The sequence below is a fragment of the Micromonospora sp. WMMD730 genome (genome assembly GCF_049178955.1).
In the GTDB taxonomy this organism is placed as follows: Bacteria; Actinomycetota; Actinomycetes; order Mycobacteriales; family Micromonosporaceae; genus Micromonospora; species Micromonospora wenchangensis.
Window position 1 is genome coordinate 4,993,640 of sequence record NZ_JBMHML010000002.1, and the last position, 13,189, is coordinate 5,006,828.

The 13,189-nt window shown below is 72.8% G+C and carries 10 protein-coding genes and 1 riboswitch; of the genes, 4 read left to right on the forward strand and 6 right to left on the reverse strand.

Annotated elements, in window-relative coordinates:
• Positions 1-119: 119 nt before the first annotated feature.
• Positions 120-2,129: a DUF6077 domain-containing protein gene (locus ACN265_RS21510; RefSeq protein WP_421409145.1), complete on the reverse strand. Its 2,010-nt coding sequence runs from the start codon at positions 2,127-2,129 to the stop codon at positions 120-122.
• A gap of 229 nt (positions 2,130-2,358) precedes the next feature.
• Entirely contained in the window at positions 2,359-2,994 is a 636-nt protein-coding gene (locus tag ACN265_RS21515) for a TetR/AcrR family transcriptional regulator (RefSeq protein ID WP_357932920.1), read from the reverse strand.
• A 178-nt stretch (positions 2,995-3,172) separates the two neighbouring features.
• Here ACN265_RS21515 and ACN265_RS21520 point away from each other — a divergent pair, with 178 nt between their 5' ends.
• The 4 genes from ACN265_RS21520 (at position 3,173) to ACN265_RS21535 (ending at position 8,275) form a co-directional block, all read left to right on the forward strand.
• Entirely contained in the window at positions 3,173-4,066 is an 894-nt protein-coding gene (locus tag ACN265_RS21520) for an ABC transporter permease (RefSeq protein WP_421409147.1), read from the forward strand.
• Entirely contained in the window at positions 4,059-4,877 is an 819-nt protein-coding gene (locus tag ACN265_RS21525; RefSeq protein ID WP_204927981.1) for an ABC transporter ATP-binding protein, read from the forward strand. Before ACN265_RS21520 ends, ACN265_RS21525 begins: the two co-directional genes overlap by 8 nt.
• A 170-nt stretch (positions 4,878-5,047) precedes the next feature.
• Positions 5,048-6,556: a D-ribitol-5-phosphate cytidylyltransferase gene (locus ACN265_RS21530; protein ID WP_420117999.1), complete on the forward strand. Its 1,509-nt coding sequence runs from the start codon at positions 5,048-5,050 to the stop codon at positions 6,554-6,556.
• A gap of 24 nt (positions 6,557-6,580) precedes the next feature.
• On the forward strand, positions 6,581-8,275 hold the full coding sequence (locus tag ACN265_RS21535) for a CDP-glycerol glycerophosphotransferase family protein (protein ID WP_421409148.1): 1,695 nt from the start codon (positions 6,581-6,583) through the stop codon (positions 8,273-8,275).
• Between the two features lie 122 nt (positions 8,276-8,397).
• Here ACN265_RS21535 and ACN265_RS21540 read toward each other — a convergent pair whose 3' ends face one another.
• The 4 genes from ACN265_RS21540 to ACN265_RS21555 all read right to left on the reverse strand — a co-directional run bounded on the left by ACN265_RS21540 (position 8,398) and on the right by ACN265_RS21555 (position 13,015).
• Entirely contained in the window at positions 8,398-9,249 is an 852-nt protein-coding gene (locus tag ACN265_RS21540; protein WP_421411571.1) for a C39 family peptidase, read from the reverse strand.
• Positions 9,250-9,521: 272 nt separating this feature from the next.
• A riboswitch (cyclic di-AMP (ydaO/yuaA leader) is annotated at positions 9,522-9,666 on the reverse strand.
• Between the two features lie 499 nt (positions 9,667-10,165).
• The gene (locus ACN265_RS21545) at positions 10,166-10,927 is read right to left on the reverse strand and encodes a hypothetical protein (RefSeq protein ID WP_421409150.1); all 762 of its coding nucleotides are present in this window, start codon (positions 10,925-10,927) and stop codon (positions 10,166-10,168) included.
• Positions 10,928-11,062: 135 nt separating this feature from the next.
• Complete coding sequence (locus tag ACN265_RS21550; RefSeq protein ID WP_421409152.1) at positions 11,063-11,458, reverse strand: hypothetical protein; 396 nt, start codon at positions 11,456-11,458, stop codon at positions 11,063-11,065.
• A gap of 297 nt (positions 11,459-11,755) precedes the next feature.
• Entirely contained in the window at positions 11,756-13,015 is a 1,260-nt protein-coding gene (locus tag ACN265_RS21555) for an acyltransferase family protein (protein ID WP_421409154.1), read from the reverse strand.
• Positions 13,016-13,189 lie beyond the last annotated feature (174 nt).

Consider the following 13,189-nt stretch of genomic DNA (forward strand, 5'->3'; position numbering starts at 1 on the left):
CGCCGACGTGACTGCGACCTTAACGCGAAGGAACGAGTGGGTACCGCCCGGGTATCCCTTGGCATTCCGACCAAATCGCCCGGCGGCGACGCTCCGGTGTCGGTCCTCGTGCCAGGGAATCAGGGACCGCTGACCGGTGTGACCGGCTCCTTGCTGCGGTAGCAGTACATGCCGCCGGGGGATTTCCTGGAGGCGAACCGCTCGAAGCCCAGCGCCGGTGCCGCATCGGCGACCGCCCGGTTGTTCTTCCACACACACACCACGCTGACACCGACCCGGCCCATCGCCGCCTTCACATCGGACACCGGCACCGCCTCGGTGCCGTCGGCGAACCTGCCGAGCAGCAGCCGGTCCTGCGAGAACTGGCTCTCCATGTCGTAGTCGGTGAGGTAGAGGTCACGCGCCATCACCACCCGAACCCGCGTGGTGACCTGCGGCAGCGCACGCATGACCGGCGTGGGGGCGAGCACCAGACCCGGGGGTCGGTCGAGCCGGGTGATCCAGAAGGCCACGTTCTTGCGGGTCTCGGGCATCCGCCAACTGGGCTCGGCCTGGACGACGTTCGCCGTCCACATGGGTGATCCGTACACCGCGAAGACCAGGACGAGGACCGCGGGAAGAGCAACGGCGAGCACCCGGTTCAGCACGCCCCACCGGGGTGGGCGGAGCACTGCCAGCATGCCCACGAGCGCCGGAACCGGCACGATCCACGGGATGCGCCACAGCACCGCCGTCAGCCCGGTCAGGCCGCCTGCTGTGGCCGCCACCCCCGGGATGAGCAGGAGCGTCACGGTCAGGGCCGCCCCGGCGACCAGGACCCGTGGAACACCACGACGGAGCAGGACCGGCCCGCACCACATGGCGATGCCGGCGATCACGCCGAGGATCCCCAACCACAGGGTGAGCTCGTAGATCGTGCGGAGCGGCCGCAGCTCGATGTAGGTCGCGACCGCCTCGTCGAGACCGCCGCTGGCGAATCTCGCACCGACGCCCACCAGGAGGGGGTACGTCGACGCGGCGGCGAAGCACAGCGCCGCGTCACGCCACCTCCGCGTGAGGACGAGCATCGACACCGCGGCCACCGCCAGCAGGGGCAACAGGATGACCGCCGTGGTGGTCAGCCCGACGGCGGCGACCGACAGCAGGCCCAGCAACACCAGCGCCCGCCGTGAGCGGGTTTCGAGGAAGTCGGTGAGGTACACCCAGGCGAGCGGAATGAGCGCATGGACGAAGACGCTCTTGCCCTGCGTCAACCGGGGCAGGTGATAGGTGTTCAGCGCGTCCGGGTATCCGGCCACCAGCACGATGTAGGTCAACGCCACGCCGAAGACCAGCAACGGCCGGCGCGGCGCCCAGCGCTGCACCAGCCGCCACAGGGCCAGGACCGCGAAGACCGCCAGCAGCGGAAGCACGATGTACCAGGTGGTCGATGCCGCATGCACGTGCAGGACCCGGGCCAGCGCCCCGATGAACACCTCGAAGGACGGGACCGGAGGGTTCGCCGAGCCCGCCGGGAGGACACCTTCGGTGAACAGGAAGTCCCGGTAGGGGATCTGGTCACGTTCGGCCACCCAGACCGACTTGCCGACGTAGAAGACGTCGTCGAGGGAGACCCGGGCGATGAACGTCGAGAACACCGCCGCAGCCAGGGCGGCGAGCATCACCACGTACGCCTGTGCCGGCGTCGTACCGGTCGGGGCCGGGTCGCCGGACTCGGTGGACCGCCGCGACGACACCCAGGCGGAGATGACCGCCACCGATCCGAGGATCACGGCCAGCCACCAACTCAGCGACCCGCTGCCGAGCGCGGCGAACAGCGCCGCACCGATTCCGGCGCCGATCGGCAGCGCATAGCGACGCAGCGATGCCGCCCGGCCGGTTTCCACAGGTGACGCCGGGGCCGGTCCGGCCGTCCCCACCTCACCCGCGAGCCGCCGGTCGCGGCGGCGGCGACCGACCCGCCAGCCCACGTAGGCCGCAACCGGCAGGGTGAGCACCCAGGCGACGAACACGACGGAGGGGCGGAGACCCAGCACGAGGTTGAGGTGGTAGAGCAGCGTCCACAGGGCGAAGCCGACCACGGCGGCATCGGTGAGGACGACGGGGGCGGCCGACACCGAGACGTTCACCCGCCGCAGGAAACCCGTTCCGGACGTGGGCCCCCGTCCTCGATCGGCTGGCGCAGGTGCCCCGACAGCGACTTCGACTTCCGTCACGAGCCGTCCTTCTCGTCGTTCCGTGCTCGGACCGGGCGGCCACCCTGGTGTCGGCACGGGAGGTTCCCGGATGGGCGGGGAGAGCCCGACCGGCGCTCCCTCAGGTCAGTTTCGACGGCGCACGGCCGCTGAACACGGTCTCTCACCCTACCGAAGGCTCCCGCTGGCGGGGCACCGTGCCGTTCGCGGTCAGCCCGGCCGCCACCGACTCCACCAGCAGGTCCAGGTAGCTCGGGGTGAGCGGGGTCCGCGCGATCGCCAGCCGCCAGTACAGCGGGCCGACGATCAGGTCGACGGCCGCGTCGGCGTCGGTGTCGGCGGGCAGTTCGCCGCGCTGCACCGCCAGCCCGATCAACCGGCCGCCGATCTCCTGCTGCTTGGCCCGCAGGAGCTGCTGGAGGGTGGCGTCGATGGTCGGGTTGCGGGCCGCCTCGGCGAGCAGGTCGGGGATGATCTGCGAGGCCAGCGGGTGGCTGAGCGCGTGGGCGATCACCTGGAACAGCAGCGTCAGGTCGCCGCGTAGGCTGCCGGTGTCCAGCGCCGGCAGTTTGTTGCCGGCGGCGGCCACCACGGTCTCGATCACCAGGTCGAGTTTCGAGTTCCACCGGCGGTAGATCGCGGTCTTGCTCACCCCGGCCCGGCGGGCCACCGCCTCGATGGAGAGCCGCCCGTATCCGACCGCGGCGAGTTCCTGCATCAGGGCACGGCGGATGGCTCTGGTGATGTCGCCCCGCAGCACTGCGGCACCGGCCGGCGGACGCCTCTTGTCGCTGGTCATCGGGGACTCTTCGCACCTGTCACGGGGGCCAATGTAGCGCAACGACGGTACGGTTGCGTCCCGACGTGTTTTGGACTACCGTCCACGCAGCGACGAGGCTGCCCCGGCACCGCGCCGACCCAGGGATCCCCATCGTCGCGCGCATCCCGTTGGTACGAAAGATCGGAGCGCCCTTCCCATGGCCACCACCGCGCTGGTCGACCCCGAAACGGGCCTGACCCAGGCGCAGCTGGCCGCTCGGCACGGACTACGGGTCGCCGGCGAGCGCCCCTCCCTGACCGAGTACAGCCGCAGACTGTGGGCCTACCGGCACTTCACCGCCGCGTACGCCAACGCCAAACTGGTCGCTTCGTACAGCAACGCCAAGCTGGGCCAGATCTGGCAGGTGCTCACCCCGCTGACCAACGCCGCCGTCTACTACCTGATCTTCGGCGTGGTGCTCGGACAGAACACCATCCCGAACTTCATCGCGTACCTGACCACCGGGTTGTTCATCTTCAACTTCACCCAGAGCGCGGTGCTGGCCGGCACCCAGTCGATCAGCGGCAACCTCGGGCTGATCCGGGCGCTGCACTTCCCCCGGGCCTGCCTGCCGCTGGCCGCCACGCTCACCCAGTTCCAGCAGCTGCTGGCCTCGATGATCGTGCTGGTCGGCATCGTCCTGGTGACCGGCGAGCCGATCACCCTGGCCTGGCTGATGCTGCCGCCGGCGCTGCTGCTGCAGGCGCTGTTCAACGCCGGGATCGTGATGGTGGTCGCCCGGATGGGCTCCAAGGCCAGCGACCTCAAGCAGGTCATGCCGTTCATCCTGCGCACCTGGATGTACGGCTCCGGCGTGCTCTACAGCGTCAAGCTCTTCGACCGGCTGCCCGAGTGGGCCGCGACGATCATCCAGTTCAACCCGATCCTGGTCTACATCGAGCTGGCCCGGTACGCCCTGCTGGAGCAGGCGCCGCTGCTCAACGAGTCGGTGACCCAACTCTGGCTGGTGGCGGTCGGCTGGGCGGTGCTGGGCGGCATCGCCGGGTACGTCTACTTCTGGCGCGGCGAACAGGAGTACGGCCGTGGATGACCGGTACGAGACGTCCAACGACGTCACCGTGACCCTGCCCCGGATCGTCGACCGCATCCCCACCGTGGTGGTCGACGACGCGCACGTGATCTACCGGGTGCACAAGGGCGCCGGGGGCGGGAGCACACCGGTGGCCGCGCTACGCCGGCTGGTCAAGCGCTCCTCCGCGCCCAACATCCAGGAGGTGCACGCGGTCAAGGGGGTGTCGTTCACCGCCTACCGGGGTGAGGCGATCGGCCTGATCGGCAGCAACGGCTCCGGCAAGTCGACCCTGCTGCGCACCATCGCCGGGCTGCTCCCGGTCAACCGGGGCGCGGTCTACACCCAGGGCCAGCCCTCCCTGCTCGGGGTGAACGCCGCCCTGCTCAACGACCTGTCGGGTGAGCGCAACGTCACGCTGGGCTGCCTGGCGATGGGCATGCAGCCCGACGACGTGGCCCGGATGACCCCGGAGATCATCGAGTTCTCCGGGATCAACCAGCGCGGTGACTTCGCCAGCCTGCCGATGCGGACGTACTCCTCGGGCATGGCGGCCCGGCTGCGGTTCTCCATCGCCGCGGCCAAGAAGCACGACGTGCTGCTGATCGACGAGGCGCTCGCCACCGGCGACAAGGGCTTCCGCAAGCGCAGCGAGCAGCGGGTGCGGGAACTGCGCGAGGGGGCCGGCACGGTCTTCCTGGTCAGCCACCAGCTCTCCTCGGTGCGGGACACCTGCGAACGGACGATCTGGTTGGAGTCGGGGCTGATCCGGATGGACGGGCCCACCGACGAGGTGATCCGGGCGTACGAGGCATTCGCCAACGGCAAGTAGTATTCCGGGCGCGCGTGCCACATCGATCCGACGTCCGGCGGACCGCGTCGTCCCGTTGGGGCGGCGCGGTCCGCGCGTTAAGGTTCATCCCGTCGCCACGCTGGCGCAATCTTCCGTTCAGGGTGACCCCCGGGACGCGTGCAGACATCCCCCGAGAGTGAGGATCGGCAATGACGCAGGACCACACCACTGGCCCGGACGCCACACCGGAGACCCCGGCACCGTGGCGGCCCTCGCGGACGGTGGCGGTGGTGCTGGCCGGAGGCACCGGGACCCGGCTGGGCCTGGGCATCCCGAAGCAGTTGCTGAAGATCGCCGGCAAGCCGATCATCGAGCACACCCTGGCCGTCTTCGAGGCCGCCCCGGAGATCGACGAGATCATCGTGCTGATGGCCACCGGGCACGTCGCCGAGGCGCAGCAGATCGTCGACAAGGCCGGCTTCCGCAAGGTCAGCAAGGTCATCGAGGGCGGCGACACCCGCAACGCCACCACCCGGATCGCGCTGGACGCGGTCGGTGACGGTGACGTCAACATCCTCTTCCACGACGCGGTCCGCCCGCTGGTCAGCGCCCGGATCGTCCGCGAGTGCGTGAACGCGCTGTGGAGCTACACCGCCGTCGACGTGGCGATCCCCTCGGCCGACACGATCATCCAGGTCGACGAGGACGAGTGCATCACCGACATCCCGGTCCGGTCCCGGCTGCGCCGGGGGCAGACCCCGCAGGCGTTCCGCTCGGGCACCATCCGCGAGGCGTACCGGCGGGCCGAGGGCGACCCGGACTTCGCCGCCACCGACGACTGCGGCGTGGTGCTGCGCTACCTGCCCGGCACCCCGATCAAGGTGATCGACGGGTCGGACGAGAACATCAAGGTCACCCACCCGGTCGACGTGCACCTCGCCGACAAGCTGTTCCAGCTCGCCGCCGCCCAGGCCCCCCGGCTGTCGCACCGCAGCTACACCGAGGAGCTGGCCGGCCGGACGATCGTCATCTTCGGCGGCAGCTACGGCATCGGGCACGACCTGGCCGAGCTGGCCCGGGGGTACGGCGCGCAGGTCTTCCCGTTCAGCCGCTCCAGCACCGGCACCCACGTCGAGCAGACCGGCGACGTCGAGGCCGCGCTGAAGACCGCGTTCGAGGCCACCGGCCGGATCGACCACGTGGTGGTCACCGCCGGCATCCTGGAGAAGGGCGCGCTGGCCGAGATGGACGAGGAGACCATGGACCGGGTGCTCCAGGTCAACTTCGTCGGGCCGGTGATCGCCGCCCGGCAGTCCCTGCCGTACCTGCAGCAGACCAAGGGTCAGCTGCTGCTCTACACGTCCAGCTCGTACACCCGGGGCCGGGCCCAGTACGCGCTCTACTCCTCGACCAAGGCGGCGCTGGTCAACCTGACCCAGGCGCTGTCCGACGAGTGGGCCGAGTACGGCGTCCGGGTCAACTGCATCAACCCGGAGCGCACCGCCACCCCGATGCGTACCAAGGCGTTCGGTGAGGAGCCGGAGCACACCCTGCTGGCCGCCGAGACGGTCGCCCAGTCCTCGCTCGACGTGCTGATCTCCGACCTCACCGGTCAGGTGATCGACGTCCGGCGGGCCCCCGGCGAGGCTGCCCCGGTGCCGGCCCAGCCGACCCCGGCCGAGCAGGACCGGCTGCCCAGCGGCGTCGACGCCGGCTGACCCGACCCCCGGAGACGGTACGACATGCGTGGTGACCTGGTCAGGAAACTGATCGCACGGTGCCTGACCACCGGCCTGGCCGTGGTCGCCTTCCTGGTGGTGGCGTTCACCGGGGCCACCGGTTGGGGCCTGGCCCTGGCGGTGGCCGCGCTGGCCGCCGCCGGCTACGAACGTCGGGTGCGCCCCGACGCCGACATCGTCGCCGAGACGGTGCTGCTGGCCGCCGGCATCCTGGTCGGCTACGCCCGCCGGCTCGACGACGGGTTCGACCCGGTGCTGGCGCTCACCGCGCTGCTGCTGCTGGGCTTGGTGCTGCTGGTGGGGCCGCTGCGCGACGCCGGCAACCTGGAGATCCGGGCGGCGAACCTGCCGGTGCGGGCGTGGACCCCGCTGGTCGCCGCCCGGCTCGGCGGCGTACTGCTGGGGCTGCTCGCCGTGGTGGCGGTGGCCGCCGCGTTCGCCCTGCCTGCCGTGCTGGCGCTGGTCGTCGTGCTGGTGGTCGCGGCCGGCTGCGGTGCGGTCGGCCTGGACCTGGCCCAGCGGCGGTTCCGGCCGTCGGGCGGGGGCGGCCCGGTGACCCGGGCGCTGCGCGCCCACCAGCCGGAGTTCCTGCTCTACTTCTCCGCCCCGCCCGGCTCGGAATACCAGGTCACCATGTGGCTGCCCTACCTGGAGCGGCTCGGCCGGCCGTTCCTGGTGCTGCTGCGGGAGCCGGAGTTCCTGCCCACGATCGCCGCCGCGACGAGCGCCCCGGTGGTCTACTGCCCCACCCTCAAGGCCATGGACGAGGCGCTGGTGCCCAGCCTGCGGGTGGCGTTCTACGTCAACCACGGGGCGAAGAACAGCCACTGCATCCGGTTCACCCAGCTCACCCACGTGCAGCTGCACCACGGCGACAGCGACAAGGCCCCCAGCGCCAACCCGGTCTCGGCCATCTTCGACAAGATCTTCGTAGCCGGTCCGGCGGCGATCGAGCGGTACGCGCGGGCCGGCGTGGAGATCCCCGCCGAGAAGTTCGTCGTGGTCGGCCGGCCGCAGGTCGAAGCCATCGAGGTACGCCGGGAGGCCCGCCCGCTGACCGCCCCGACCGTGCTCTACACCCCCACCTGGACCGGCCACCACGCCGACGCCAACTACTGCTCGCTGCCGGTGGCCGAGCCGCTGCTGCGCCGGCTGCTCGACCGGGGCGCCACGGTGATCCTGCGGGCCCACCCGTACACCGGGCAGAACCCGGCCTCGGCCCGGCAGCTGGCCCGGCTCACCGAGCTGCTCGCCGCCGACCGGACCCGTACCGGCCGGCAGCACCTGTGGGGGGCGGCGGCCAGCCGTGAGCTGAGCCTGACCGAGTGCGTCAACCGCTCCGACGCGCTGGTCTCCGACGTCTCCGGGGTCATCTCCGACTACCTCTACTCCGGCAAGCCGTACGCGGTGACCGACCTGGGCGTCGACGGCGACGAGTTCCTGGACCGGTTCCCGCTGGCCCGCTCCGGTTACGTGCTGCGCCGGGACATGGCCAACCTCGACGAGGTGCTGACCGGCCTGCTGGACACCGACCCGTTGGCGGCGGCCCGCTGGGACACCCGGCGCCGCTACCTGGGCGACTTCCCCGCCGACGCGTACGCCGACGGTTTCCTCGACGCCGCCCGCCGGGAGTTGGAGCCGGGCTGGGCCCCGCCGGCCCCCCGTGCCCCCGCCGCTCCCCTCTCCCCCCGGATCTGACCGGGGGCCGCCCGCCATCGGGCCGATGTTGCGGTATCCGGATCCGCTGACACCGCTACATCGGCCCCATGACGAGCACCGCCCCGGCCGCGGGCGGCCGGGGCGGGTGGGGGGTGGCTCGGTCAGGCGGAGTAGCCCCGGGTGGCGATCCAGTTCGCCAGGGTGGTCACGCTGACCCAGTAGGCCGGCAGCGACGGGTCGGCCGAGTCGGCGATCCGCACGGTACGGCCGTTGTCCCGGTAGCCCACGGCGGCGACGTAGTGGCCGCCGGGGAAGGAGTGCCAGCCGCCGTCGAGGTCGGTGGCGTCCCCGGCCACGTTCGCGACCACGGCCCGCTTGTCGGTGACCGCCGCGACCACGTCGGCCCGCAGCCGCTCGATCTGCGCGTCGCTCGGGGTGCCGGCGAACATCCGGGTCCGGTACGGGTCGCCCTTGACCACGGCGTTGAGCACCCGGGTGGTGTCCTCGGCCGAGTTGGTGCCCATCTCGGTGGTGCCCAGCTGGGCGGCGAGGTCGTCCTGGCCGCGTTCGATGCCGGCCGCGCTGAGCGCGTTGCGCACCGCGGCCGGGCCGCAGTAGTAGTAGGTGATCTGGGCCTGGTAGTCGTAGCGCAGGACCTTCGACGACGGGGGCTTCGGGGCCGCCTTGCGGGTCAGATCCGGGTCGGCGGTGGCGCGGGCCTTCGCCCGGGTGACGCGCGGCGCCGGGGTGGGGCTCGCCGACGGGCTGGTCGAGGGGGTGGCCGACGGGCTGGCCGGGGCGGGGACGGCGACCCGGGCCTGGGCGCGGCTGGCGACGTCGTCGAGGCGGGGGGTGGTCTCGGCCACGGCGGTGGCGCGTTGCTGGTCGGTCGGGGCGTCATCGACCCCGGCGGCCAGGGCGGTGCCACCGGCGGCCAGGACGAGGACCGCCGCCGAGCCGACGACCATCCGGTACGGGCGCTGGGCGCCCAATCGGCGGAGCTGACGCTTCATGTGGTGCTTCACGGGGTGTTCCTCCACGGGGCGAGGCGGCCGGGCACGCCGGACCGGCACGTGGCGGGTACGCCACGCGCGGATCGGGTGTTGCGCCGCTCGTTCGGCAGGGACCGCCCGACGGGAGCCGGACGGGTCGGCGGGTCGCCCGACCGGGGTCGGGCGGCGGGGTGGACGGCCGGGTCAGCGCGTCAGGCGCGACGGTCCGGCGGCACCCCGGTGCCGAGGTGGAGGAACCACCGAGGGGGTGGGGTCATGCTGCACGAGGATGAAACTCCTTCCGCTGCCGCCGACCGGGTTAGCTGACGGATTCGGGCGGGAAGATCGCCCTACCCCGGGCCGTGGCCCGGAGATTCACCCCAGGTGGTGCGTGTGGGTCCCCGGTTCGTGACATGCACGATTGAGCGGGTCGGCACGGCGTCGCCTCCTGCGATCGGAAACCGCACCGGACCGCAGCGACACTACTGGTCACCCTTCGCTCCCGCCAAGCCCTGTGAGCTGCGCAAACATCGTCGGGTCGGCTTCTTTGCGGGGCACTCGGGCAGCGGGGGTGCGGGCCGGGACGAATGGCCGTCAGGGCTCGGCAGGGCAGTGACCGGACAGCCGACCCGCAACCTCCGATGATCAGCGGAGTCGATGTGACCGGGTGTGACGGGCTGTCCGGTTCCGCCGGACCGTGACCGCACCCACACCGCCCTGGATAACGATTCGGCCCCCGGGACCCCCGGTCTCCCGGCCCGCGCGGCCCCGGGCAGGACCACCGCCCGCAACGGGACCGCCGGGGCGGGGGCACGGCATTCGCAACGGGGCCGAAGTCGCGGGGTCAACGCGGCGCGGACACCGCCATCTGCGCGTCATTGTGTCGATCATCCCGGGCCGGGCCTGGTCCGGCCCGGGAGCGGCGGTCCCGGGGTGGTCAGCCGACCCGGGCCGGGTGCCAGCGGGCGGCCTGCGTGAGGCGGGTCGCCGCCGACGTCGCGGTACGGGGCAGCGGGACCCGGCCCGGCCGCACCCGCTGCGTCGCCGCGTACGCCTCGGCGGCCAGGGAGCGGGCGGCCTCGGCGGCCAGCTCGGCGTCCCGCCACGCGACGCTTTCCCGCCAGGCCGCCGCCCGGTACGCCGCACGCCGGTCCTCCCGGACCGCCCGGGCCAGCATCACCTCGTGCTCGACGGGGTGCCGGCGCGGGTCCCAGCCGTCGCGGTGCGCGAAGACGTCCCGCAGCCGCTCCACCGACAACTCGCCCCGCCAGTGCGCCGCCACCGCCTCCTGGTGCAGCCACCGCTCCCGACCCGCGTACTCGGCGGGTGTCCGGGGGGTACGCGGGCTCGGCAGCGCCCCCGCGCCGACGAACCGGCGGGCGGTCGTCTCGGCCTCGTCGTACGCCTGCCAGGCCCGTTCCAGGGTGTCCTGGGCGGCCAGCCAGGCGGTCCGGTGACGGCGGGCGGTCTGGGCGGCCCCGGCGGCGGCGACGGCCACCTCGTCGGCGTAGCGCCGCAGGTCGGCGACCGGGGGTGGGGCGTCCGGCGACGGCACGACAGGGGTCACGTCGGTCGTCTGCTCCCGCTCGGGACGGGCGACCAGGACGGCGAGGCCGGTCAGCGCGAGGACGAGCAGCAGGGACCAGATCGCGGTGGCGGTCGGCACCCCGATCAGGAACTGGGAGAGCACGGTGTTCACGGGTCGACACCTCGCGGGCGGATGTGGCGGATCGGGGCCGTACCGGGGCGGGACCGTTGCGGGCAACGCCCGCCCGGGGCGGTACGGGGACGAGGTCGTGGTGGTGGCGGGCGGGTGGCCCCCGCCGGGGCGGGTTCAGCCCGCCGGGGGTGCCCGGGGCCCGGCGGCGGCGGGCACCCGACCGCCCGGTGTCACCAGGGTGGCGGCCGGCAGCTCCCGTGCCGGACCGGCCGGTGCGGCGGTCACGCCGGCGTCGACCCGCTCGGACGCCAGCACGTCGACCCGCTCGGTTGCCCGGTCGGCGGAGCGGAGGCCGTCGCCCCGACCGAACGGGGTGTCGAGGGCGACGGCGGCGGGGAAGGAGTGCGACGCGTCGGCCGACAGGGTGCCCGGGACCGGGTCGAACAGTGCTGGGCCGGCCGGTGCGGGGCCGGCGGCGGCGAACGCGAGTGCGACGGCGAGGCCGGCGAGCAGCCGGGACATCCCGCGCGCGACCCACCACAGGGGACTGGTGAGCGCGACCGGGAACACGTGGCCACGCTACCGAAGGGGTCACCGACCCGCAGCACCGCCGGGCGTGTCGCCGCGCCGAGCAGGCGGAGGAGCAGGTCACCCGGGGCCTGGGCCCGCAGAGCCGGTTGGTGTCCATGATGGGGCGACGCGTCGCGGCCGACGGAACACGTCCGCGCCGACGCCCGGCCGGAGCAGGGGGCACCGGAAGGACGTGGTCCGACCCCGCCATCGCGGTGCCGGAACAGGGCGGTGTCCCGACCGCGGCCCGCCCTCGCCGGCGGCGGGACCGGAGGGGAACCGGGCCGGGCCGGCGGGTCAGCGCGGGTCGCGCGGCCCGGCGTACTCGATGGGACGGCCGTCGCGCGGCCCGTCACCGGCCCCTCTCGGCGTCGGCACGACGCCGTCGCCGCGAGCGCGGGCAGCGCCGGGAGCAGCCGGGGTGTCGGAGGCGGCAACGCCGTCAACGGCGGCGGTGCCGGGAGCGGAGGTGGTGGCCGGCTTGCGGCGGCGGGGGGCGAGGCGGCGCATCATCGGCGTCTCGACGAAGCGGTGCAGCGCGGCGGCCAGCGCCAGGTTCGCCACCAGGAAGCCGAGCACGGCCAGCGGCCCCGACCAGCCGGGCAGCCCGACGCCCCAGTGCCCGGTGAGCCGCAGCACGGTCATCATCACCAGCACGTGCACCAGGTAGAAGGCGAACGACACCTCACCGAGCCAGATCAGGGTGCGGTGCCGCCACGGTGACCAGCGGCCCTGCACGTCCGCGCGGGCCGCCGCCGGGATGACCAGGATGTACCCCACCGACAGCAGCGCCGCCCACATCTCGGCCGGGATCCAGTGCGCCACCACCCAGACGGCCACGAACAGCAGGCTGGCCAGGGGCAGCCCGGGGCCCCGCCAGTGACCACGGCGCAGCAGTTCGGCGGCGGCGACGCCCAGCCAGAACTCGGTGGAGCGGACCAGCGGGAAGACCTGGGTGAACCACCAGTTGCTGCCCTCGGGCAGCAGTTGCTGGCCGGGCCAGAGCGCCAGGATCACCAGCGGCACCGCCACCACCACGGCCCACAGCACGCCGGAGTGGGCCCGCCGGATCGCCGGCAGCACCAGCGGCAGGCAGAGGTAGAAGAACAGCTCGCAGGACAGCGACCAGCTCACGTTGTTGATGCTGTAGAAGTAGCCGGGGGTGGGGTCCCACGCCTGGACGAGGAAGAGGTTCTCCAGGGCGGCGCGGGGCACCACCGGGTCGGCGAACCACCACATCACCAGCAGCGCCGCCGCCCAGGTCAGCACGTGGTTGGGATAGATCTTGGCGAGCCGGCGACGCCAGAAGTCCCGCCGCCGGTCGCCGTCGCGGGCCGACCAGACCAGCACGAAGCCACTGAGGATGAAGAAGAACTGCACCCCGGACAGGCCCAGGGTGAACAGCCAGTCGACCACCGCCTTGGCGTCGGGCTGGGTGACGATCCGCATGGTGCCGACGTGGTAGCCGAAGACCAGCATGGCGGCGATCCACCGCAGCCCGGTCAGCGACGGGAGCCGGTTCAGCGCCGGGGACGCGGTGGTGGGCACGCTGGTCACCCGGGGCACCCTACCGGCAGGCCCCCTCCCCGGCGACGGACCGGGGTGGTGCGGATGTGCGGAAGGTGTACGAAATCCCTCCACTGCCCTAACATCGCGGGACCTGTCGGTGTCGGCGCACCCGTGGGTCAGGTCGGCAGCCCGTCGGAGGCTCCCGGCAACGAGGAACGGAGC